The organism is Moraxella sp. CTOTU49097 (assembly GCF_032064105.1).
GTDB lineage: Bacteria > Pseudomonadota > Gammaproteobacteria > Pseudomonadales > Moraxellaceae > Faucicola > Faucicola osloensis_B.
On record NZ_DAMBOA010000006.1, the window covers coordinates 44367 to 65803 of the forward strand.

Annotated in this window: 15 protein-coding genes and 1 pseudogene; 4 read left to right on the plus strand and 12 right to left on the minus strand. The window is 44.1% G+C overall.

Features of this window, described 5'->3' with window-relative positions:
* Positions 1 to 17: 17 nt before the first annotated feature.
* The gene (locus RT064_RS05420; protein ID WP_313062234.1) at positions 18 to 4601 is read right to left on the minus strand and encodes an exodeoxyribonuclease V subunit gamma; all 4584 of its coding nucleotides are present in this window, start codon (positions 4599 to 4601) and stop codon (positions 18 to 20) included.
* A 343-nt stretch (positions 4602 to 4944) separates the two neighbouring features.
* Here RT064_RS05420 and RT064_RS05425 point away from each other — a divergent pair, with 343 nt between their 5' ends.
* Positions 4945 to 5151, plus strand: a complete 207-nt coding sequence (locus tag RT064_RS05425) for a hypothetical protein (protein ID WP_313062235.1) — start codon at positions 4945 to 4947, stop codon at positions 5149 to 5151.
* A gap of 24 nt (positions 5152 to 5175) precedes the next feature.
* Here RT064_RS05425 and RT064_RS05430 read toward each other — a convergent pair whose 3' ends face one another.
* Both RT064_RS05430 and RT064_RS05435 read right to left on the minus strand, forming a co-directional pair.
* The gene (locus RT064_RS05430) at positions 5176 to 5847 is read right to left on the minus strand and encodes a YoaK family protein (RefSeq protein ID WP_313062237.1); all 672 of its coding nucleotides are present in this window, start codon (positions 5845 to 5847) and stop codon (positions 5176 to 5178) included.
* A 187-nt stretch (positions 5848 to 6034) separates the two neighbouring features.
* On the minus strand, positions 6035 to 6838 hold the full coding sequence (locus RT064_RS05435; protein ID WP_076776629.1) for an enoyl-ACP reductase FabI: 804 nt from the start codon (positions 6836 to 6838) through the stop codon (positions 6035 to 6037).
* A 190-nt stretch (positions 6839 to 7028) separates the two neighbouring features.
* On the opposite strand from RT064_RS05435, the gene folE reads away from it, so the two are divergent.
* Positions 7029 to 7607, plus strand: a complete 579-nt coding sequence (folE, locus tag RT064_RS05440; RefSeq protein WP_313062354.1) for a GTP cyclohydrolase I FolE — start codon at positions 7029 to 7031, stop codon at positions 7605 to 7607.
* A gap of 232 nt (positions 7608 to 7839) precedes the next feature.
* Entirely contained in the window at positions 7840 to 8898 is a 1059-nt protein-coding gene (locus RT064_RS05445) for an NAD(P)H-dependent flavin oxidoreductase (protein ID WP_313062239.1), read from the plus strand.
* Positions 8899 to 8977: 79 nt separating this feature from the next.
* Here the strand turns inward: RT064_RS05445 and ggt are convergent, their stop codons facing one another.
* The 5 genes from ggt to RT064_RS05470 form a co-directional block, all read right to left on the minus strand.
* Positions 8978 to 10747 (minus strand): gamma-glutamyltransferase, encoded by a 1770-nt coding sequence (gene ggt, locus RT064_RS05450; RefSeq protein WP_313062240.1) that lies wholly within the window; start codon positions 10745 to 10747, stop codon positions 8978 to 8980.
* Between the two features lie 235 nt (positions 10748 to 10982).
* The gene (cysG, locus tag RT064_RS05455) at positions 10983 to 12386 is read right to left on the minus strand and encodes a siroheme synthase CysG (protein WP_313062242.1); all 1404 of its coding nucleotides are present in this window, start codon (positions 12384 to 12386) and stop codon (positions 10983 to 10985) included.
* Between the two features lie 103 nt (positions 12387 to 12489).
* Positions 12490 to 13125, minus strand: coding sequence for a phosphoadenosine phosphosulfate reductase domain-containing protein (locus RT064_RS05460; protein WP_219332841.1), 636 nt, complete (start codon positions 13123 to 13125; stop codon positions 12490 to 12492).
* A gap of 220 nt (positions 13126 to 13345) precedes the next feature.
* Positions 13346 to 13921 (minus strand): DUF934 domain-containing protein, encoded by a 576-nt coding sequence (locus RT064_RS05465; protein ID WP_313062246.1) that lies wholly within the window; start codon positions 13919 to 13921, stop codon positions 13346 to 13348.
* Between the two features lie 3 nt (positions 13922 to 13924).
* Positions 13925 to 15634, minus strand: coding sequence for a nitrite/sulfite reductase (locus RT064_RS05470; protein ID WP_313062249.1), 1710 nt, complete (start codon positions 15632 to 15634; stop codon positions 13925 to 13927).
* A gap of 267 nt (positions 15635 to 15901) precedes the next feature.
* On the opposite strand from RT064_RS05470, the gene sat reads away from it, so the two are divergent.
* Positions 15902 to 17158, plus strand: coding sequence for a sulfate adenylyltransferase (sat, locus tag RT064_RS05475; RefSeq protein WP_313062250.1), 1257 nt, complete (start codon positions 15902 to 15904; stop codon positions 17156 to 17158).
* Positions 17159 to 17335: 177 nt separating this feature from the next.
* Here sat and RT064_RS05480 read toward each other — a convergent pair.
* The 4 genes and pseudogenes from RT064_RS05480 to RT064_RS05495 form a co-directional block, all read right to left on the minus strand.
* Positions 17336 to 18046: pseudogene (locus RT064_RS05480) on the minus strand (sulfate/molybdate ABC transporter ATP-binding protein); the annotation flags it as partial.
* Between the two features lie 41 nt (positions 18047 to 18087).
* A complete protein-coding gene (cysW, locus tag RT064_RS05485; protein WP_050325393.1) occupies positions 18088 to 18942 on the minus strand; it encodes a sulfate ABC transporter permease subunit CysW in 855 nt (284 codons plus the stop codon).
* Complete coding sequence (gene cysT, locus RT064_RS05490; RefSeq protein ID WP_198510400.1) at positions 18939 to 19850, minus strand: sulfate ABC transporter permease subunit CysT; 912 nt, start codon at positions 19848 to 19850, stop codon at positions 18939 to 18941. Before cysT ends, cysW begins: the two co-directional genes overlap by 4 nt.
* A 224-nt stretch (positions 19851 to 20074) precedes the next feature.
* The gene (locus RT064_RS05495) at positions 20075 to 21223 is read right to left on the minus strand and encodes a sulfate ABC transporter substrate-binding protein (RefSeq protein ID WP_409519534.1); all 1149 of its coding nucleotides are present in this window, start codon (positions 21221 to 21223) and stop codon (positions 20075 to 20077) included.
* Positions 21224 to 21437 lie beyond the last annotated feature (214 nt).

Here is a 21437-nt window from a genome sequence, read left to right on the forward strand (position 1 = left end):
TTTAATAAAAATGCGTGTCATGCTTCAATAAGTTGGTGCAATTCTTTGAGCATAGATAACATAGGCTCATAAATTAGCGCGCCCAATGTCTGTGCAAACCCAATAACCACCGATGGTTTATAATCACCAATTAAATGCTGCCAAATCGGATAGTCAAACTGGTTCACATCCACAAAATTAAAACTACTATCTTTTAGCCAATCACCTAAATGCTGGCTGGCTGGTGCCTCTGGCTGTTTTTGTTGTTTTTGTAAAAATGACAGGCAAAAAGCAGGCGGTACAATGGTTACGACGCTATCAATGAGTTGATACACCATCACAATGTCCTGCAAATAACCACAGGCTTGCTCACAAGGGATGGCAGGTAAATATACAGTTTTTTTATTGCTAAACTGCCACAGCGAAAAGCCATCATTCAGCTGTGCTTGTTCAGCCGTGGTGCGGCGAAGCACTTGCCAACATAAATGATGCAGCCAAAATTGCAACAGGTATTTTTCTTTGCCAGAGGTTGGCAAATAATTTAACCAATAGCTGGGATTGGCAGCTGCTGCAACCTGATCTTCAATTGATTGATACGGTTTATATAATGGCAAGTTGGCAGTGATGACCCAGCTTTCTTTACTGTCCATCAGTCCTGCTTGTTTATCCAGCGCCAAGGCGCTAATGGCGATTCGCTGCTCTTCACAGGGGGTTAACGCCGTTGCCACCCAGTGGACGACCTCATCGGTGTTTTGTTCATTTAACGCCCCAAATTTGTCTGAATAGAAATTCCCTAACAACTTTGTCTCAGTAGCATCGAGCTGTTGGCTGATGGTTTTTAAGTGATGAACAAAGTCCTGCAAATCTTTTTTGAGTTGTTGCTGATTTTGCTGCAACGATTGGTAGCGGTTCACCCCGGCTGGTAATAACTCATTGATAGCGATGTTGATTGATTGTTGAGCCATCGATTCTTGAGCAACTGATGTTTGCGCATTTTCTGCCAGTTTCTTCTCGTTGTTATGAGTATTATGGGTATTGTCGCCCTTATCGGACAGGGCTTGTGCAAAAAAAGCATCTAACAAAGATTTACGCAACAACCAGCCATCTAACGCATCCAAGGTTAACGATTCAAACTCGTTATCATTGTCATTTCTATCATTGCCACCACTATAATTATCACCTTGGGCAGGGATAGCAATGTTTTGTGCCTTTATAAAGGCTTTGGCAGGATCGGCTAAGTTGCCAACGATTTTGCTTAAATTGACATAATGCTGCTGCGACTGTTCAGGTAGGTTGGACAAACGCTGTTTTAGTTGTTGCCACTGCGATAGCCAGTCAGTTAGTTGCTTTATATCCCAGACTTGCACGATTGGCTGAGTGGACGTAGCGTTTTTATCTTGCAGCGCTGTATAAAGATTGTGCCAAATTTTGGCAGGTGGGTACAGGGCAGTTTTTGACAGCTTGATTTGCTGGTTTAAGCTGGCTGTGGTTTTTACTAAATCAGCGGATACCCCCTCGTCATTAATTTGCTCATGGCTTTGAATACCTTTATCTTTATGCTCGCTGTTATGCTCAGTTTGCGGCAATTCAAAGTAACTTTTATCAAATGGCAAGGCGGCATGATGGGTAACCAAATACGCTTTCACCCATTGTTCAAAGTTGGCTAATTGGGAATTTTGAAAGTTATCGCTTAGGCTATTTGAGTCGTTATTGGGGTCAACAATAGCGTCATCACTCGCCATTCGGTTTTGCAAAAAGTCGAGTAATTCCTGTACCGGACTGGCAGGTAAATGCTCGTGGGTATCTGTGGTACTTTTACCATTATAAAATATCCAGCACGCTTGCTTGGCACACAGCAACGCGTCCAAAAACGCGCCTAAATCGTCATCTTCTCGAAATCTGTCACCGCGAATGGGCAATCCTGCCTGCATCAAATTATAACGGTTTTGCTGCTCTTGTTTTGGAAACTCAGATAAATTTAAATTCAGCATCACCACCAATTTATACGGCAGGCTACGCACTGAACCGATACGGGCAAAAGTAATCACGCCTGACGGCTCGGCACTTACTTGCTGATTGATAATCGATTGGGCGATGTTTTCAAGTACAAAAGTGAGTTTAAGTGGCAAATTCTCGGTGTCAATTTGCTGCACTGGCTCGGTAGGCGGGTTGGGAGTTTTTGCGGTTTTGCTTGTTACCGTAGCGAGGTATTTGCTATTGGCTTCGATATTTTCTTTTAGGTCATTTTGTGCGGCAAAAATGGCGCGCCACGCATTGGTTTGATTAAATAGGCTAAATTTTTGTTGAATGAGTTTTTCTATTTGGGTTAGCCAGTCAGGCAGGGTTTTGACGTCATTACCTAGGTGACGATTGTCATCCAACGTTTGATAAATATCACACAGCACAGCGACGATGTCGGCATCTGCCATGGTTAAGTTTGTCAGTGGTACAAATTTCTCCACCACGCCAAAGCTATTGGTATACTCCCCAAAACTGACCACCGTGGCTTTGGGCATCATCACGCCAGCGACCAAGCGCTCAAGCGCATAAGCAAAGGTGTATCGATAGTCATCATCGGCGGCACTTAAGGTTTGCTGCAAATGCCGCTCGTCAAACCCGCGAATAAATCCTGCCTGAGTCAGCAAATCACAAGCACGGGTCATCTGCTCCAAATTCAGCCCAAAGCTTTCATATAGCGGCGCTAGCATCAACCAATCAAATACTTCGCTACGCTGAAACCGAGCGCCTGCCCGATTGAGCAGCGTGTAGTACCCTGTAATCGCTTGCCAAAGCAGGTTGATATCTTTTGCCACCACGCCTGTCACTTTGGCTGGCAACTGATAGCCGTCACCGCCCACATGTTTGGGGAATGTGGCTTCGATGATGTTTTGGTGGGTTTCGATGTCGGGCAATAATACCAAAATATCTGATAACGCTCGTCTATCCCAAGGATCGGTGGGAATCTGCGCGGGTGTGGCTTGCATATCGCTATAATTTAGCCACCCGATAATCATACTGCGTAGCACTTCAAGCTGGCGCACCATGCTATGACAGACATGAATGGCAATACTGGTATCAAGTGGTTTGGGTCGCCATTTTTCCACGTTTTCAAGTTGCTTGTTGGATTCTTGCTTGAGTTTGTGTTTGATGGCTTTGTATAGACCAAGCGTGGATTCAATATCTTTCAGCCCATTACTTTGAATATTGGCAAGCTGCTGCTGTAAAAGCTGGGTTTGCTGCACGAGGTTTTGGCGGCTATCTTCACTCGCTGCTTTTGCTGCTTTTGTTTCCTCGCCTTTCACCAGTTTAAGCATGTCATTGATTTTGGCGGTGGTTGCGACTTCTTCTAGCATTAAGATGTCATGTTGGATAAATTCAAGTAACGTATTGGGCGGCGTGTTATCAAAATCATCTTGCCATAGCACATGTTCATATTCATTACCCGATAAGCTTGCCAGCATGGCAAACACTTCACGCGATTGTTTGCCAAACCGTGACAACAAGGTATGACCATAATCTTTTAGATACCAAGCGTCATGCTTGCTGGCATCGTCTTCCATTTGCATCTGCATGAGCCAATTTTTATCGACGATATCTGCCCAAAATTGCTCTGACGGGTTAAAGTGTAAAATCGTGACGTCGGTGAGCACCCCTAAGCGTTGTAAGTCCAGTAACTCTGTCGGCGGTAACTGCTGCAAAGTAAATAAAAATACGTGTTTTGGTAATTTGCTACGACTGATGTTGCGGATACGGGTCTCTGAATGATTTAATGCTTGCCAAAACTGCTGATGCAACTGCTCGCGAAACTGGTAGTCATCATCAAACAGTTGTCGCCATAAAAATCGCTGCGCGGCTTCTAGCTGTTCGTAGTGCTCAACGAGCCAGTCTGGTGTGTCAATGGCATTGGACGCCTCCCGCCCGTTTAAGCGATTATACAGCGCATCTTTTTTGGCAATCATGTCACTCACCGCGACAGGCTTGTCTTGCCCCCAATTACTGAGCCACTGCGGACGATAGGTCATATAGCGATTGAGCATATTTGCCATATCACTGGCTAGCTGCCAGATGCGTTGATCTTGGGTTTGCAACTCAGCAGATTGGCTAATCACCTCATTAGACAGTAGCGATTGGTTATTCGCCCAGCTCAAACTGTCAATGGTGGTTGGCGTATCAGGTGCAAAACCAGTTGTATTTGGGCTATCCGCTTCTTTGTCTTCAACCAGTGGCGATAAAAATGGATAAAGCGGATGTTGCGGCTGCTCCACAATGGCTTGTCGGTACTGGGTTAAGTAGCCAAAGATTTGCCACTGCATAACGTTTTTGGACAGCATTGCCACTTCTGGCACGTCTAATATATCGTCGTCTTCCGAGATGCGCGCATAGGTTCTTAAAACCCGCTGCATCAGTCCCAAAAAATAGCGACCCCAAAATTCGGTGGTTACTAAGGTACTGATGCCTGCCTTATCTGCGACTTGTTTTTTTAACCACTCCCCCATGACTTTAGATGGCACAATCACTTGAAATGGCTCAAAAATTGAGCCTTGATAACTGGGATTTTTGTAGGCGTTTAACAAATGGTCAAATAGCTTATCGACTTTATTGCTTTGTATAATCGTTAGCATGCAGTAAATACTCAAGAATTTTTATAGATAGCGAGTGGGTCGCTCAAAAAATTATACAGCAAAAAAATGCACCACCATCACCGCTCAATGAAAAAATCGCCCGAATTGCGACATTCACGACAGCCAGTGTCGCCAGCAATCTATTAACCTCTGTAACTCACTTAGCTGTCATACAATACAAAATATGCAATACACCGCGAACAAAGTGATAAACTTATTCCTACGTCACTCATGAGTATGTTTTTGGTTACGTTTCATTTTTAAGTGTTGTAAGCCATTTGGTTTACTTATAATATTAAGCTTACTAGCTCTAACGCATAAAAGAAAAAACAAGGAGACGACCATGACTGACAATACTAACGCTAATCCTATCGACAAATCCCAATTAGACAACGCCCAATCTGATGTTGCCAATGAAGCGATGGAAGGCATCAATCGTACCGACATCAACCAAGATAATGCGAGCACTCGTACCTCTAAGGGTTCTGATGAATCGCTACTTGATATGTTACATGAGGCGAAAAAACTCGAAGATGAAGATGAAGAATAAGATAAAATCAAACGGTTAAGGTCGCTACTTAGCCGTTTTTTTACGGGTTAATAAATATACTTGATAAGCCAGCGCTGACGATAACACAATCACAATGGGTAACATCAGCGTCATGTATTTGTAGTGGATATAGCCCAAAGCACCTAATACCCCACCGCCGCAAAAGCTATACCATATCATCGCTTGAAACACGAACATCTTCTTATTAATCGGTCTGCCCGCCAGCCAATTACCCAAGGCTGAGCCCATATCTGAGGTCAACCCTGTCAAATGGGTGGTGCGAATCACTGCACCGCTATAGGTCGCGACCATCGAATTTTGTAATCCGCACGCCATCGCGGCAAACACCTGTCCCCAAAATGACTGATAGCTAAATAAAATTAGACTGATGATTAATAAACTTGCTTCAATTAACAGAGCGTTGCCATAGCGCTTACCTTCTTTTAATGCCGTACTACCCACCACAAAGCCACTGATAACTGCCCCAGATAAAAACGATAACAGCACGATACAAATCATCGCCATCTGCTGGTAATGCTGTTCCGCCAATGCTGTGGCAAATAGCGTCACATTGCCCGTTACATGGGAAGCAGATAAGTGCGTGAAGCCGACTAACGCGGTGCTATTGATACACCCCGCATTAAACGCCAGCACGCAGCCACCCCATAAAATCCACTTGGGTAATTTATTAATCATTAGATACCGCCATTTATCAGTCTTTAGCTGACTTGCCAAACAGGTTAAGCCTGACAAAAAATGGTAAGCTTAACCAGACGTCTTTGCAATCCCTATCCAAACATCCATCAAAAAAAGTAAGCAAAAAACAGTAAGCAAAAAAAAGAGCAACCATGGTCGCTCTTTTATCAACATAGCAGTCTAAAAATTAGTCTTCTACCTGCATCATCACTTGTTCAGAGAGTGCCACGGTATTAAACCCAGCATCGACAAATAAAATCTCGCCGGTGATACCAGACGCCCAAGGCGATAACAAGAACATCGCGGCATTACCGACTTCTTCAATATTGACATTGCGCTGTAGCGGTGACATTTTGGCGTTGGTGTCGAGCATTTTACGAAATGATTTGATACCGCTTGCCGCCAAGGTACGAATTGGACCTGCAGAAATCCCATTGACACGGATACCATCGCTGCCTAGAGAACTGGCAAGGTAGCGAATACTTGCTTCCAGACTGGCTTTGGCTAGACCCATGACATTGTAGTTTGGCAACACATGGATACTGCCTTCATACGTCAAGGTTAACAGCGAGCCTTGGCGTTTTGCCAGTAACTCACGGCTGGCTTTAGCAAGCGCCACAAAGCTGTAGCTACTAATATCATGGGCAATGGCAAAGCCCTCACGGGTGGTCACTTGGGTAAAATCACCATCTAGCTGATCGGCAGGGGCAAAACCAATGGCATGCACGACCCCATCAATGCCATCTGGCCAGTGTGCAGCAACTTGGGCAAAACACGCTTCGATTTCGCTATCTGACGCCACATCACACGCCAATACCTTCTCTGCACCAAAAGTTTCGGCTGCCATATCCACGCGTTTTTTCATTTTTTCATTCGGATAGGTCAAAATTAAACTCGCGCCTTCACGATGTAACGCTTCTGCGATACCCCAAGCAATCGATAATTTACTGGCGATACCGGTAACAACGAAACGCTTCCCTGTTAATAGCATGGTTTTTCCTTATTTTTCAGTGAACGAATATGCACTATAATAGCTCAAAATTAGGGGGTAATTCTAGCAAAAAACCCAAACAAAGCAAATTTAGTGATTTTCATGGCGTTTGTGACAAAAATCGCTTTACAAATAGTGGTAAAGCGTTAAGCTATGCCTATTTTTTTTAAACTTAAATGTTATCATGACTATGCCTGCAAATTTTGACGAGATTATCCAACAAAACAGTGATGCCTACCGCACCCTCATTGCATCAACAGGGGAAGATTTAACACGTGAGGGACTGCTTAATACCCCAGAACGTGCCGCTAAAGCCTTTAGTTTTTTGACCCAAGGCTATCATCAAGATTTGGTGGAAATTACCAACAACGCGATTTTTCCAACTGACAATAATGAATTGGTCATGGTAAAAAATATCGAATTCTATTCGATGTGTGAGCATCACATGTTGCCTTTTTATGGCGTGGCGCACGTGGCGTATCTGCCCGATGGCAAAGTGATTGGACTGTCAAAAATGGCACGTATCGTGGATATGTACGCTCGCCGTTTGCAAATTCAAGAAAACCTTACCCGCCAAATCGCCCAAGCGGTGATGGATATGACAGGGGCAAAAGGCGCGGCGGTGGTGATGGATGCCGCGCATATGTGCATGATGATGCGCGGGGTGATGAAACAAAAATCCGATACCCGCAGTATGTCACTGCTGGGCGAATTCAAACACAATACCGAGGCAAGACAAGCGCTGTTAATGGCGATTCCAAATGCTTAGCACCTAAATAGTCAACCAAAATTAACTAGTCAAATAAGCCCCAGTAATGTTACTGGGGTTTTTATATTTAGCCGATTTATAACGGGCATACAGCACTACTTCATATAGTGCTTTTCCATATACTACTTTCCAATATCATCTATTGGCGATACACTAAAATGGTTTTCGATTTTTGCCCTGTAAGACCATAACACTAAGACAAACACATTAAAACAATAACAAGGAACATAAAATGATCCATCATACCAAGGCAATTAACAGCTTTCTTGACTACGTTAAAGTTCAATTACCGATCATCCAAGCGCCGATGGCAGGTGTCCAAGACAGCAAACTTGCTATCGCTGTATGCCAAGCAGGCGGACTTGGCTCACTCCCCGGCGCCCTGCTCAGCCTACAAAAAATCGAAAGTGAAATAAGCAGTATCCGCCAAGCGACCGACGCGCCCTTTAATGTCAATTTTTTTGCGCATCAACAACCTGACTATACCCAAGCGATGCAAGAAAAATGGTTGAATGCCCTACAACCTTATTATCAAGAATTTGGTTTGACCCAAGATGAGATAGCTGCGACGGGTGGACGTCAGCCATTTACCCATCAACAAGCAGCGCTATTGGCAGATTTAAAAGTCCCTGTGGTGAGTTTTCATTTTGGGCTACCGGACAAAGCTTTGTTAAATATCGTCAAAAAATCCGGGGCAATTGTAATATCCTCTGCCACCACGCCTGCGGAAGCGCGCTGGTTGCAAGCCAATGGGGCGGATATGATTATCGCGCAGGGTTTGGAAGCAGGCGGGCATCGGGGTATGTTTTTAAGCCAAGATGTGACGCTGCAAGCGGGCACTTTTAGCCTATTGCCCAATATCATCCGCTCTGTCAGTTTACCGGTGATTGCGGCAGGCGGTATCAGCGACAACGCTACCGCAAAAGCAGCGTTTGCTATGGGAGCCAGCGCAGTACAGGTGGGTACTGCATTTTTGCTGGCAGAGGAGTGTGATACCAAAGACTTTCACCGCAAGGCGCTACAAAGTGAGCGAGCCGAACACACGGCTTTAACCAATGTATTTAGTGGTGGCTTAGCACGCGGGATTGTCAATCGCTTTATGCAAGAAGCGGGGTATATTAGCGAGTCTGCACCGCCATTTCCCCATGCATCGTTTGTGAGTAACCCCCTTAAAGCCAAAGCCGAAAGCATGGGAAGTGATGAGTTTAGCTCACTGTGGGCAGGGCAAAATGCGAGATTGGCGAAAAGTGGTACAGTAGATAAAATTATTCAAGATTTACTGGGCTACTAATGGCAAAAAATAATCTTGATATATTTTGTTAGTAAAAAAAACGTGAGTCGCATCACTCACGTTTTTTTTAATGAACAGTTTAAAAACCTAATGTTTTACCATCAGGATTTCTTGGGTCAGAATAGCCATAAAACCCAGAATCATCCGCTTGAATAATTTGAATACATCCCATTGGTGCTTTAGTAACAACTTTATGACCTTTGTCTTGCAACAATTTTATCGTATCAGGACTAATGCCTTCTTCAACTCTAAGCTCATCGGGTAACCATTGGTGATGAACTCGTGGTGTAATTATCGCTTCTGCTGGATTCATTTCATGGTCAATCGTATTAACCACACTTTGCAATACAGTCGTGATGATACGAGCCCCACCTGGACTACCTGTAACCAGCCAAGGTTTATTATTCTTCATGACAATCGTTGGTGTCATTGAAGAAAGTGGGCGTTTTTTTGCTTCAATCGCATTGGCAGTACCACCCACTAGACCAAACGCATTTGGCACACCGGGTTTCACTGAGAAGTCATCCATTTCATTATTGAGTAAAATCCCTGTGCCTTCTACAACAATGCCACTACCAAAGTTAAGATTTAATGTATAGGTGACAGCAACGGCATTGCCCGCTTTATCCATGACTGAAAAATGCGTAGTCTGGTCACTTTCATAAGGTTGTGGTTTACCAGGTTTAATGTTTGATGAAAGTCTTGCTTTATTATCATCAATCGTTTTGACCCGTTCATTAGCATATGCTTTCGATGTTAAACCTGTGACAGGGATTTTGACAAAATCTGGGTCGCCCAAATATTCTGAGCGATCAGCATAGGCTAATTTCATACTCTCTGCCATGTGGTGAATATTTTTGGCACTATTTACCCCATCTTCTTTGATAGGGTAATGCTCAAGCATATTTAATATCTCAATCAAGTGTACACCACCCGAACTTGGGGGTGGCATGGTAACAACTTTATAGCCTCGATAATCACCAATAATTGGCTGACGCTCAACAACTTTATAGGCTTTTAAATCTTCAAGTGTCATTGTGCCACCCTGTGATTGCATTTCTTTCGCAATTTTTGTGGCGATTTCACCTTGATAAAATGCTTTTGCCCCTTGTTTGGCAATCAAACGCAATGATTTCGCCAAGTCTTTTTGTACCAACAAATCACCAGATTTCAGCGGTTCACCGTTTTTGAAAAAAATCGCTTTGCTAGCTGACCATTTACCCAGTGTTGATTTTTCTTCTTTTAACGTCTGTGCCATTACATCACTGACAATAAACCCTTTGTCGGCAAGCTTAATTGCGGGCTCAAGCACTTTAGATAATGGCATTGTACCCCATTTTTTTAGCGCGTATTCCATCCCAGCTACTGTACCAGGCACACCTGAAGCGTCATGCGTGAACAATGATTTTCCATCAATAACATTACCTTGATTATCAAGGTACATATCACGGCTAGCTTTGGCTGGCGCAATTTCGCGAAAATCAATCGCAACATCTTTGCCAGTTTTATCATCATGCAACACCATAAAACCACCACCACCAATGTTGCCTGCATTTGGTAAGACGACTGCTAAGGCAAATCCAACCGCGACCGCCGCATCGATAGCATTCCCGCCTTGTTTTAATATATCCAAACCAACTTGCGTTGCTAACCCTTGCTCGGAAGCCACCATACCATTTTTACCATAGACAGGATGAAAGATATCATTACTGCTATCGTAGCGATTTGCCGCTGACTGGCTAGCATTGGTGACTGGTTGTGGTAATAGTTTGCTTTGGGCAATGGGTGATATCACCAACATTAAAGCCAATGACAGATTGGTTAAAATCAGTTTAGGTTTTAGTCGCATGTCCCTATCCTTCTAAATTACTAGTTGATGTTGTAGCAGATACAAATAATAGGTATTGCTACAATATACATAAATCCTTTCACAAAAAACGTCATATTAAATTGTGACAAAAATGTTTTTGTTATTTGACCAATTCGTTAATTTTTCTAACGGATATTTAAGTTATAAGTATTTACCGCAATAGGCAAGCTTTTTTAACTGCCATACCCCATCAATTAAAGATTGCTATAGCATATTAAGATAGTTTATTAAGTCTGTGATGTAGCTTAACCACATTGCCCATAATCAAAATCGCTGGGGCGGGCAGGTTTGCCTCACGTTGTTTTGCCACGATGGTCTCAAGCGTGCCTGTCAAAACTTGCTGATGTGGCAAACTGGCATTGGACACAATCGCAATTGGTGTACTGGGATTTTTTCCTGCGTCAATCAAGCCACTCGTCAATTTATCCAGCTGCTTTAATCCCATATAAAAAACCACGGTTTGGTTATCATCAAGCCAGCTAGCAAAGTCTTCATTGATGGTATCCGTCTTAAGAGAAGCGGTGACGAACTTGACAGAGTGCGCATACGCACGGTGAGTCAATGGAATACCGGCACAGCTTGCTGCCGCGGTGGCTGCGGTAATCCCCGGCACGACTTCAAACTCAATCCCCGCTGCGACCAATTGCTCGGCTTCTTCGCCGCCACGCCCAAATACATACGGGTCACCACCTTTGAGACGTAACACACGTTTTCCTTGCTGCGCCTGTTCCACGAGTAGCTCATTGATTTTTTCTTGCCTTACCGCATGATCACTGGCTTTTTTGCCGACGTAGATTTTGGTGGCATCACGCCTGCATAGATCGAGAATCTGCGCTGAAACCAAATTATCATAAAATACCACATCCGCTTGTTGCATCAATCGTAGCGCTTTAAAGGTTAGCAAATCAGGATCGCCTGCCCCTGCGCCCACAATGTACACCTTACCAAGCTGGGCTTTATCTGTCGGTTGGTTGTTAGCGTGCTGCTGTAGTAGAGTTTCAAGTTGGCTTTCAGCTTTGCTTAGGCTATTTGTATTGCCCTCAAATACCGATTCTGCGACTTGTCCTTCAAAGGCTTGCTCCCAAAACTTGCGTCTAGCCGTCACATTGGGCAATGCAGCTTTTACTTTATCGCGAAATTTACCGGCCAATCCTGCCAATTCGCCATATTGAGGTGGCACGACTGTTTCGATTTTGGCGCGCAGCAGTCTTGCCAGCACTGGTGCTTTACCTGCACTGGATACCGCAATGGTAATCGGATTGCGGTCGACGATGGCAGGAAAGATAAAGGTACATAGCGGTGGATTATCAACGACATTAACTGGGATAAAACGGGCTTCACAGTCATGAAAAATCTGCGCATTCACCGTTTCATCATCGGTACAAGCAATAACAATGGTTTGTTTATCCAAATATTTTTGCTGATAAACATCGTTAATCAATTGATGACGAGAATCACTAAATTGCGCGGTGAGCCTTGGCTCATAGCTGGGTGCGACAAAGGTGATTGTAGCACCCGCTTTATCGAGCAAATCCGCTTTACGCAGTGCCACTTCCCCACCGCCAACCACAAGTACGGGGCGATTTTCTAATTTAAAAAATAGCGGTAAGGTATTCATAGACATTCTCAACATTAGATAGCGACAAGAACAATAGTGACAAGAACAATTAAGCCGAACCGAAGTTCAGCTTAACATTTTCATACATACTGCCCATCAAAAATTATAATTGTGTGTGTAGACCACATTCACGGTTCTCTTCGACTTTGGTCGGGTCAAAGTAGTCATGTTCATTTGGCAAATCGTGCTCTTTTAAGTAGGCTTCTAGGTCATCTTCTGACCAATGGAACAATGGCGCTACTTTTAACACGCCGTCTTTGCTTTCTGACAACACATCAAGCGATTGACGAAATTCTGTTTGATCTTTACGAATCGCATTAATCCACACATCAGGGGCAATTTCTTTTAACGCACGTCCAAATGGCTCAAGTTTAACTTGCTCAGTGAATTTTGCGTGCGCTGGGTTGTTGACGCTAGGTACACCGTTGAACTCGACATCACGCCAAGCTGCGGTCTGTTGTGGCAAATAGGTAATCACGTTTAAGTTTAGACGTTTAATCAAATCTTGCGCATGGCGATAAGTGGCTTCAGTGTTGTAACCAGAATCCACGAACAATACTTTGATATCGGGACGTTGTTTGGCAACCATCTCTAACAGTACCACTTCATAAGGGCGAAAGTTGGTAGTGATGATAGGATTACTACCTTGTGCCAATGCCCAAGCAATGATTTCTTCTGGGGTTTTGCCATTTAATTCTGCGTTGGCTTTGTCTAGGTCGATATTTAATTTATTGCTCATTGGATTTCCTAATGTTTTATGGTCAAAAATTGGGATACGCTATGCTAATCAATTATGCGATGTTTAAAAAATGATTTTTAATGATATTATTATGAAAATTTAGAATTAACAAATTGACTTGAAATGCAGAAACAAGAAGTTAGAAACGAAAAAATAGCCACTTGCGAAAGTTAAAAAAAGCGAACCCTTAGATTCGCTCACTCTTAACATCATTCAACAATTAATTGGCAAAAATCGGTAATTGTGTCACACTGCGCCCTGTATAACGGTGTTTGATATCGACAAAATAATCAAACCAGCTAGGGTTAAAATCACTGTCATCAATATCAAACTCACTAAACCCTACTTCAGTAAGTAGCTGCAACGTATCTGGCAAGATATCACCGCTTGCGCGCAACACAATAGCTGGGTTATAACTGGGGTGTTGCTGGATTTTTTGCGCCAAACTATAACCGCGTCCATCACGAAAACCATGAAAATAAATTACAATCACGGATAATAGCGGCATCACTTTGACAAAGTCCTGTTGCAAAAACTGATAATCACTAGCACCCGATAAAATAATACCCATTTTTTTATCGCCTAACCGATGGGACAGCGCTACCAAATTATCCGCTTCTAACTGCGGTTTTGGCGGATTTTTCTCGCTAAATTCAACAGGGCGATAGTCCACCAAAATTTCAGTGATATCTGAGGCATACTGGGATGGGTCGATATGCTCGATTTTTTGCTCATGAATACTCACGCTCACTGACTTTACATTATCAATCACTTGGCTTTGGTTAATGAGTGCCATGGCTTATCCCTCCACCGGCTGTTCTGATTTGTCACGATATACATACTCTTTAAATGGCTCAATACCGATACGATCAACCACTTCGGCAAACGTTTCACTACCAAAGTCGGTATCCGCCGCTTGACGGTATTTAAGATAGACTTGCAGGATATCATCCACCGTCGCCGCAACCGCATCGACAGGCACCGATTTTCCCAAAATATCGCCTAATTTGGCATTTTGACCCGATCTACCACCGAGCGAGATTTGGTACCAATGTTCGCCTTTTTTATCTACGCCCAAAATACCGATATCTGCGACATGGTGATGCGCACAGGCATTCATACAGCCTGACATGTTTAGGCGAATTTCACCAATATCATGGACAAAGTCCGCGTCTTGGAAATATTGGTTGACTTGGTTGACGATATTTAAGGTACTGGCATTGGCCAATGAGCAGTAGTCAAAGCCTGGACATGAGATAATATCCGTCAATAAGCCAATATTTGGGCGGGCAAGGTCGTATTGTTTGAGCACCTGATAGACCTCATATACTTCTTCAAGTTTGACATCCGTAAGCACCAAGTTTTGATGATGGGTGCCGCGCACTTCACCAAAACTGTATTTGTCCGCCAAATCAGCCACCACGCGCATTTGGGTGGCGGTGATATCGCCGGTGTCTTGCATAAAGTGTTTGAGTGAGATAATCACCACGTGATAGCCTTTGACTTTATGCTCGCGGGTATTTTGGTTAAACCAACGCACAAACTCGCTATCTTCAAACTGGCTAGCCAGTTTGTCTTGGCTAGCTTGTAATTGTTGTTGGCTGAATGCTTGGTACGCCGGCTGTGGAAAGAAGGTTTTGGCGTGTTCAATTTGTTCAGCTGTCAGTGTTAACGCACCGTCTTTATTGTGTTTTTCCCAATCTTCTTCCACGATTCGTGAAAACGCTTCAGCGCCCATACTTTCTACCAAAATCTTGATACGGGCTTTGTATTTATTGTCACGGCGACCGTATTGGTTGTAGACACGTAAGATGGCATCTAAATAAGAGAGTAAATGGCGTTCAGGTAAAAACGGACGAATCACTTTACCAATCACAGGCGTGCGACCTAGACCACCGCCCACCATCACTTCAAAGCCGATGTCACCTGCGTCATTTTTGACCACATGCAAGCCAATATCATGCAGCTGGGTCGCGGCACGGTCTGCCCGAGTACCGATGACCGCAATTTTAAATTTACGCGGTAAATAGGTAAATTCTGGGTGAAATGTTGACCATTGGCGAATGATTTCACAATACGGGCGCGGATCGGCAATTTCATCAGCCGTCACACCGGCAAACTGGTCAGTGGTGGTATTACGGATACAGTTGCCCGAGGTTTGAATCGCATGCATTTGTACCGATGCCAATTCTGCCAAAATATCGGGCACTTCTTCTAATTTTGGCCAGTTAAATTGCATATTGGTACGGGTGGTGATATGACCATAGCCACGGTCGTATTTTTCGCTGATGTCGGCAAGTTTGCGCAGTTGATACGTCGCAAGCAGACCATAAGGAATCGCCACGCGAAGCATCGGCGCATGACGCTGAATATATAGACCGTTCATCAGGCGTAATGGCAAGTACGCTTCTTCACTGAGCTCGCCAGCCAAAAAACGTCGGGTTTGGTCGCGAAACTGCTCGACCCGATCGTCTACCAATTGTTGGTCAATTGCGTTGTATTTATACATGCGGATTCCTATGTCACTAATACAAATTCTAATTACAAATTAAATTTAAAACCTTTAGCTTTTGCAGCCATTTCAACTGGGTGAAATTTTAACCTGCCTATCATAAATGCCCAAGTAGTATTTAGTAAATTCCATTTTTACATAAATATATCGAGTTACTGCATTTATTATTGCGAACTGCAATATTCTATTATACGCTACCTTAATTTTTTTGAACCGTCTGTTTTTTTGACACGTTAATTTTGACACGCTAATATAGGAAATCCGATGAGCCAAAGCGCCACTTCAACTCTCCATTCTCTAAGCCAACTAGTACCACCGCACGGTAGTGACACATTAAAAGAAAAATTACTTACAGGCGATGCGCTAACCGCTGCCCAGCAAAAAGCCAAAAATCTGCCAAAAATCCAAATCAGCTCCCGTGAAGCCGGTGATTTGATTATGCTCGGTATTGGCGGCTTTACCCCGCTAGATGGTTTTATGAACCAAGCAGACTGGCAAAGCGTATGTGACAATATGCATTTAACCACTGGCGACAATGCGGGCGTGTTTTGGCCCATTCCTATTACCCTATCAACCGATACTGCCACTGCCGATACGCTAAACCCAGGCGATGACATTGCGCTGGAATATCAAGGTGAAATCATGGGGATTTTGACCTTAAGCGAAAAATACCGCATTGATAAAGCGCACGAATGCCAAACCGTCTTTGGCACCACAGAACTTGAGCATCCCGGCGTTGCCATGGTAATGGCACAAGGTGATGTCAATCTAGCCGGCGATGTAGTGGTGTTAAGCGAAGGCGAATTCCCGAGCAAATATGGTGATATCTACCTCACTCCGGCACAAACCCGTGACATCTTTACTCAAAATGGCTGGAAAACCGTCGCTGCCTTCCAAACCCGCAACCCGATGCACCGCTCACATGAATACCTTGCCAAAATCGCCATTGAAATCTGTGATGGCGTACTCATTCATTCATTGCTTGGTGCATTAAAACCTGGGGATATTCCTGCAGACGTACGCCAAGAAGCCATTGGTACATTAATCGACCATTACTTCCGTAAAGACACGGTCATCCAAGCAGGCTATCCACTGGATATGCGCTACGCCGGTCCGCGTGAAGCATTATTACATGCCTTATTCCGTCAAAACTATGGTTGTAGCCATTTGATTGTCGGGCGTGACCATGCAGGCGTGGGTGATTACTATGGCGCGTTTGATGCGCAGCATATTTTTGATACGCTCAAACCGAATGATTTAATCACCCAACCGTTAAAAATTGACTGGACATTCTGGTGTGATGCTTGTGACTCGATGGCATCGACCAAAACTTGCCCACACGATGCCAGCCATCATGTCAAAGTCTCAGGTACCAAATTGCGTAAAGCCTTATCGGAAGGGGAAGACGTGCCTGATAACTTCAGCCGTCCAGAAGTGTTAGCGGTACTTCGTAACTACTATGAAGGCTTAGAAGAGCATCAAAAGCATAAAGTTGAGCTAACAGGTCACTCTGCAAAATAATTATTGTGCAGTTTACCGCTTATCGATCGATAAAAAGGGTATGTCATAATACCCTTTTTTTTATCCAACATTTAGCAATAAAATTAGCAAAAAAAAGAAGCACGCGGCTTCTTTTTTTATTGCTTAACGAAGCTGAATTTAAACAAGCTAAATCACATATTCAACGTGCGAATCTTGCAGAAAATTGGCGACAAAATGATTCGAGGGATGATTAACCAGCGTCTCATAATCCCCAACTTGCACGATTTGACCTTGGTTCATCACCACAATTTCATCCGATAATTCTGCCGCTTCTTCTTGGTCATGGGTCACTAAAATACTGGTGACACCGAGCTCATGATGAATCGAGCGCAGCCAAGCGCGCAATTCTTTACGCACCTTGGCATCGAGTGCGCCAAATGGCTCATCAAGTAACAATAACTTTGGTTCTACCGCTAGCGCACGCGCTAATGCGATACGCTGACGCTGACCGCCTGAGAGTTGATGCGGGTATTTTTTTGCGGTTTGGGATAGTTGCACCAGCTCCAGCAGATGATTGACCTTTTTGCTGATTTCCGCGTTGCTTAGGCGTTTATTTTTTGGCATGACGGTCAAGCCAAACGCCACGTTATCGAACACGGTCATATGGCGAAATAACGCGTAATGCTGGAACATAAAGCCGATATGACGCTGCTGCACAGGCACATCGGTCACATCTTCACCATCAAACAAAATACGCCCCGTATCGGCAAGCTCAAGCCCTGCGATGATGCGCAGTAAGGTTGTCTTACCGCAGCCTGAAGGTCCCAAGAGCGAGGTTAATTTGCCCGTCGGTACGGTTAAATTAATCGGTTGTAGTGCAGTAAAGCGACCAAACTGTTTGGTGATATCACGGATTTCGATACTCATGGTATTCTCTTAACTTTTTTACTTTTTAAATTGCATCAATGTTATTCATCATTGGCAGACTGACGTTTAGTCAACGCCTGCTGCACGATTAAGGTAACGAGTGCCAACAACGCCAACAAACTCGACAACGCAAACGCCGCCGTCATGTTGTATTCATTGTAAGCAATCTCAACCAATAGCGGCATGGTATTGGTTTCACCGCGGATATGACCTGAGACCACACTCACCGCGCCAAACTCACCCATCGCACGGGCATTGGTCAAAATAATACCGTATAGCAATGCCCATTTGATATTGGGCAGCGTCACCCGCCAAAACATTTGCCAGCCTGATGCACCGAGTGTTAATGCCGCTTGCTCTTCACTGCTACCCTGCGACTGCATCAGCGGAATCACTTCACGCGCCACGAATGGAAAAGTCACAAACATGGTGGCAAGCACGATACCAGGAATGGCAAAAATCACTTGAAAACCAAAGTATTCTAGCCAGCCGCCAAGCCAAGTATTGGCGCCCAGTAGTGCCACAAACATCAAGCCTGCAACCACCGGCGACACCGAAAATGGCAAATCTAGTAGCGTGGTGAGAAATTGCTTACCTTTAAAATCAAATCGGGTCAATAGCCAGGCTAATGCAATCCCAATCACCGTATTAATCGGTACCACAATCAGCGCCGTAATCAAGGTAAGCTTGATAGCCGATAATGCCTCGTGATCGGTCAAGGCAGCCACATACAACTGCCAGCCAGATTTTAAGGCTTCATAAAACACCGATATCAGCGGAATCACTAGCATCAGCGTCATAAACGCCACCGCAATACCAATTAACGTATAACGTAGCCATGTCGGCTCACGGGTTGCGGCTTGGGTTTGGTAAGGATATTGGCTGCTATCTATCATACACTTGCCCCGCCCATACGTTTGGTTAATAGCCACTGCAAGGCATTAATGGCAAATAAAATCACAAACGAAATCATCAACATAAACAAAGCAACCGCGGCAGCCCCCTGTACATCAAAACTTTCAAGCTTACCAATAATGATTAACGGCAAAATCTCAGATTTCATCGGTAAATTACCCGCAATAAAAATCACCGAGCCATACTCCCCCGTCGCCCGCGCAAACATCATGCCTGAGCCCATCAGCAAGGCAGGATACAACTCCGGCAATATGACCCGTCTAAAAGTTGTCAATCTCCCAGCGCCCAGCACCGATGCCGCCTCTTCATATTCTGGCGACAGCTCCGCAAGCACAGGTTGCACCGCACGCACAATAAACGGCAAACTCACCACAATCAGCGCTAACCAAATACCAATGGGGGTAAAAGCAATTTTAATGCCGAATGGCGCAAAAAACTGCCCGATTAAACCATTGGGCGCATATAAGGTTGCTAGCGAAATCCCCATTACCGCAGTTGGCAAGGCAAAGGGCAAATCGACGAGCGCATTTAAAATCGACTTTCCCCAAAACTCATAGCGCACCAACACCCATGCAATCAGCGTACCAAATACCAAATTGGTCAATGTCGCTAGCAATGACATTTTTAGCGACAGTTCAATCGCTGCCTTGACGCGCGGCTCGGCAATGGTTTTGATAAAGCCTGCCACGCCAATATCGGCGGCTGTCATTACCATTGCCACAAATGGCAACAGCACGATAATCGACAACGCCAACACACTAATGCCCAAACTCAAATTAAAAAACGGCATGATATGGCGCTTTTTATTGCGTTTCAAGGGTGAATTGGGTGTTTTAGGCTGATTGTTTGAGGTTAAATCGGCTTGATGGTTAGCATTGATGCTTGCCATGCAGGGCTTCCTTTACTAATAATCGGTAGGCGACGTCAGAATTTAGAATAATAAACATACAAAAATAAAGATACGAAATAAACAATTCTGTACCCAAAATCTTATGCACGGCTATAGTACCATCTCACTTTGAATTTCCAAACTATATTTATGCGCTTTAAATATTCTTAGCTAGAATAAAAAACCAGAGCCGAACTCTGGTTTTGTGATGTTAACACAGCCAACTATTTTGCCGCAGGTGCCGATGCTATGGTGCTCGTTGGGCTGGCTAGTTGGTCAAAGACACCCCCATCTTTGAAGTATTTGGTCATGATATCCGTCCAGCTGCCAAATTCGGCATTGGGACTAAAGGTGGTAAGCGCGGGTAATTTATCTTGATTTTTAGCCAGTACCGCAGCGTCGCTTGGGCGCAAGTATAAATCTGCCGCCAATTGCTGGGCAGGCTCGCTCCATAAATAATCAAGATACGCTTTCGCTGCGTCGTTGGTGCCTTTTTTATCGGTCACTGATTTAACAATCGCCACGGGGTTTTCTGCTGATATGGTGTAGCTTGGATAGACAATTTGCACATCGCCTTTACCAAACTGTTTGACCGCTAGGTTGGCTTCATTTTCAAAGGTGACTAACACATCGCCAATTTGACGTTGTAAGAACGTGGTAGTCGCCGCACGCCCACCATTTTCATACACCGGTACGTTCTTGAGCAACTCTTTGACAAAGTTTTTGGTTTTACTTTCATCTTTATTAAAACTATGCAAGCCGTAGCCATACGCGCCTAAGAAGGCATAACGACCATTACCCGTGGTTTTTGGGTTGGCAAGTACGATTTGCACGCCTGGTTTTGCCAAATCAGACCAGTCTTTGATTTGTTTTGGGTTGTCTTTACGCACCAAAAACACGATGGCACTGGTATAGGGTACTGCTTTGTTTGGGAATTGGCTTTGCCAATCTTGTGCCACCAAGCCTTTTTTCACCAATAGCTCCACATCTGAGCCTTGGTTCATACTGACCACGTCCGCTTGCAGACCGTTGGCAACTGCGAGCGCTTGTTTACTAGAGCCGCCATGCGATTGCTGGATATCGATGGTTTTGCCACTATTTTTGGTTTCATAGTCTTTGATAAACATGGGGTTGTAGCTTTTATAGAAGTCACGCGCGACGTCATAGGAGACATTGAGTAGTTTAATAGCGCCTTTATCGCTCGCGCCTGCATTTGATTGCGTAGTGGATTGACCTGAAGCGGCTTGTTGGTCTTGCTGGGTGGGCGCACGTGAACAGCCCGCTAGGCTCACGCCTAATAACGCCAGACTTGATAGCACAGCTATGGTTTTGTGCTGAACCTTAGTTTTTTTTTGAAAATTAACAGTCATCATGGTCACCCCTCATCTCAATGTATAAAAATCAATATATAATGTTAAATGTTAAATGTTAAATGTTAAATGTTAAATTTATTCATACTATTTTACAAAAAAAGCGTCGTCAAGCAAAAAAACTATTATTCTTTATCCATATTCCACTTATGAATATTACATCATAAAATATAATGTAATATTTAAAATTAAAAGTTGAGCAAACTGAATCCCATTC

Coding starts and splice junctions, on each gene's coding strand:
- RT064_RS05420 (WP_313062234.1), bottom strand. CDS start 4,601: ATGCTAACGATTATACAAAGCAATAAAGTCGATAAGCTATTTGACCAT.
- RT064_RS05425 (WP_313062235.1), top strand. CDS start 4,945: ATGACTGACAATACTAACGCTAATCCTATCGACAAATCCCAATTAGAC.
- RT064_RS05430 (WP_313062237.1), bottom strand. CDS start 5,847: ATGATTAATAAATTACCCAAGTGGATTTTATGGGGTGGCTGCGTGCTG.
- RT064_RS05435 (WP_076776629.1), bottom strand. CDS start 6,838: ATGCTATTAACAGGGAAGCGTTTCGTTGTTACCGGTATCGCCAGTAAA.
- folE (WP_313062354.1), top strand. CDS start 7,029: ATGCCTGCAAATTTTGACGAGATTATCCAACAAAACAGTGATGCCTAC.
- RT064_RS05445 (WP_313062239.1), top strand. CDS start 7,840: ATGATCCATCATACCAAGGCAATTAACAGCTTTCTTGACTACGTTAAA.
- ggt (WP_313062240.1), bottom strand. CDS start 10,747: ATGCGACTAAAACCTAAACTGATTTTAACCAATCTGTCATTGGCTTTA.
- cysG (WP_313062242.1), bottom strand. CDS start 12,386: ATGAATACCTTACCGCTATTTTTTAAATTAGAAAATCGCCCCGTACTT.
- RT064_RS05460 (WP_219332841.1), bottom strand. CDS start 13,125: ATGAGCAATAAATTAAATATCGACCTAGACAAAGCCAACGCAGAATTA.
- RT064_RS05465 (WP_313062246.1), bottom strand. CDS start 13,921: ATGGCACTCATTAACCAAAGCCAAGTGATTGATAATGTAAAGTCAGTG.
- RT064_RS05470 (WP_313062249.1), bottom strand. CDS start 15,634: ATGTATAAATACAACGCAATTGACCAACAATTGGTAGACGATCGGGTC.
- sat (WP_313062250.1), top strand. CDS start 15,902: ATGAGCCAAAGCGCCACTTCAACTCTCCATTCTCTAAGCCAACTAGTA.
- cysW (WP_050325393.1), bottom strand. CDS start 18,942: ATGATAGATAGCAGCCAATATCCTTACCAAACCCAAGCCGCAACCCGT.
- cysT (WP_198510400.1), bottom strand. CDS start 19,850: ATGGCAAGCATCAATGCTAACCATCAAGCCGATTTAACCTCAAACAAT.
- RT064_RS05495 (WP_409519534.1), bottom strand. CDS start 21,223: ATGATGACTGTTAATTTTCAAAAAAAAACTAAGGTTCAGCACAAAACC.